Here is a 2,569-nt window from a genome sequence, read left to right as displayed (position 1 = left end):
TAACTACACGTAGCATATTAGAAACTGGCGATAAAGAGACAATTGAAAAAATATTTTATGAATACATTCATATTCAAATTGATGAAGATGGAATTAGAGAAAGAATTTTTGAACTTAATACAGGGGAATTAAAATATTTGTCTAATTCAACTAAACCTGATGAAAGTTTATATGCTCAACAATTTTTAAAATTAAAAGAAAGCTTATCTAAAGCAACTCGAAAAATACCTTTCAAGTCATCAGGTTATAATAATGATAAAAGAAGCATAGTTTTTGATATACTTCGCAGACAATTAATTCATAATCAAGACGATAACAATACTTTTCTTAATGCTGTTTCAGTAACATTAAGAACGATTGTTGAATATATTGTTAAATTGTCGATTGTTTATCGTGTTTTAGATATGAATGAGAATTCCAAATCTGAAATTAAAGAGTTAGAGGCAATGCTCATAGCCAATTCCAAGGAATGAAATAGACATAAGGATCGATATATAAATAAACGTTTTGATTTACATAAAAGCAAAACATATTTTATATATAATTTTTTTAATTTAGGTAAAACATATGGAAATGAGGAATTCAACATTTTAAGAAATGCATTATGAGACTTAGGAGGTAAAATTAAATTTATTGAGCCTATAATTAATTATCTTTCTGTTGAAAATGACTCAAAACTATATCAAGGAATATGCGATTTTATTGAGAAAGAAAAGTCAGCAGTTCGGGTATTTATACATTCGCCATATCTATATTATGAAAAATATGAAAGCATTTTGAAAGATGCAACTAAGAAAATAAATAATTTTTTAGATTTAGTTAATAGATTTAACCTGCTATTAGATACTATTGATAATAAAAGATTAGAAGAAATGACCGACACTATTATCTGCTTTGCTAATGAAATAATCAATAAGAAAGCATAAAAAAAATTATTAAATATCATATGATATATGCTTTATAAGCATATATTTTATTTGTTATTTTGCCCACAAAATAAAAAAGAGACCCATTTATACTGCAGATAATGAGTTCTTTTTTAGCGGGGAACCGCGCCTACGTAGCTTTTTACAGACTTTATAAGTATAACTTACGTGACTTTACAACTTTATTTTATCACTATTTTTAACTTTTTAATAGAACAGTATTTGAAGTATATGCTTTATAAGCACATTTTTTCTTTATTTAATTGTTTTATAGTAAAAAAATAAAATAGTTTAAAATGTGTTTATTATGACTAAGGAACAAGAAATACAATCTATTGAATTGCATGAAAAACAGTTTTTTGAGTCTGTTGAAAGAATGCAAGAAGGCTGACGGGTAAGAGATACAGTTAATAGAACTTTAACTACTCATAACGGAACTTTTACTGTTAAAGTCAGAAGATATTACAGAGTGAAGGACGGCAAAGTTGAATATTTTAATATTTTAAATAAGCTTTATGCTGATGCTGAATTTAACAACATAACTGGTGAAGTTAAACAAAAAATAGTTGATACATATCTTTCAGGTATCAGCTATAGACAAATAGCAAAAATGTTTAATGTCTCTTACTCTACTGTTTTAGTAGCAGTTAGAAAACACTTTGAAAAAACTATAGAGGCTTCTCGATTAGTTGATTATTCAGCAGAAGCGTCTAAACATAAATATTTGTATGTAGCAATGGACGATACATATTTTAAATGTAGAGAAAACAAAAATGATATTATCAAAACTAAGGCCAGAATGGTTAATTTCTTTTTGTTAGACGAAAACAAGAAACCTATATGCAAAAATCATTTAATTTATATTAGCAGAACAAATAAACAAGTGAATGTAATGGACGATATTAAGTGAATCATTAAAAAATATTATGGTTCTAATATTTCAATTATATTTACTGGTGATGGTGCTAAATGAATTGTTAAAACAGCTAAGGACTTAGATGCTAAGTTTATTTTATGTAGATATCATATTAAGTCAAAGTTGAACAACACACTTAATAATTCAAACAAATTAAATTTGGCACTAAAAAAGATTAACATACTTTTAAATTTAAATTTAAGAAAAACAATTTGAAAATTAATCAACGAAGGAGAATATACAAAATTCTTAGATTTAGTGGAAAACAATTGAGATATTATTAGCAAACACATTGATATGGCTAAAAGAGCTCAATTAAAAGACTTTATATTATACATTGAGCATAATTTAATTAATTTACAAAAGAATACTATGGATCAAGAATATTACTATAACAACATTGCTGAAACTTATGTTTCTCACTTGGTTAAGAAAAGAATTAAAAAACCATTTACAATTTGCAGTGTTAAGACGAATATTCAAAAAATAGTTAATACTGCTTTTTACAAAAAGAGCAACATTTTAGTTATATCAAAAATGTAAAATGGCTTATATCTTATACTTAGTCCTATATATAATATATAGGAGATTTTTGAATAATTTTGCGCAAAAAAATTACAAAAATTGTTGTTTTTGTGAATTTTCAATCAAATTGAGCCACTTATTCAAATTATAAACCAACCTAAAAAACCGAAAATTTACCTATCAATTTTAGGTTTTTAGGTTG

Annotated in this window: 2 protein-coding genes; both read left to right on the top strand. The window is 25.5% G+C overall.

All coding sequences use genetic code 4. The annotated features are described in order from the left end of the window. Nucleotides 1-926: hypothetical protein (locus T386_RS04655; protein WP_036460147.1), on the top strand; the 926-nt coding region annotated here is incomplete at its 5' end. A gap of 307 nt (nucleotides 927-1,233) precedes the next feature. Further along, on the top strand, nucleotides 1,234-2,385 hold the full coding sequence (locus T386_RS0104150; protein WP_029513858.1) for an Mbov_0401 family ICE element transposase-like protein: 1,152 nt from the start codon (nucleotides 1,234-1,236) through the stop codon (nucleotides 2,383-2,385). Nucleotides 2,386-2,569 lie beyond the last annotated feature (184 nt).

It is taken from the genome of Mycoplasmopsis primatum ATCC 25948 (genome assembly GCF_000702785.1).
Lineage (GTDB): Bacteria > Bacillota_I > Bacilli_A > Mycoplasmatales > Metamycoplasmataceae > Mycoplasmopsis > Mycoplasmopsis primatum.
This window is presented reverse-complemented; position numbering and strand designations above follow the sequence as displayed.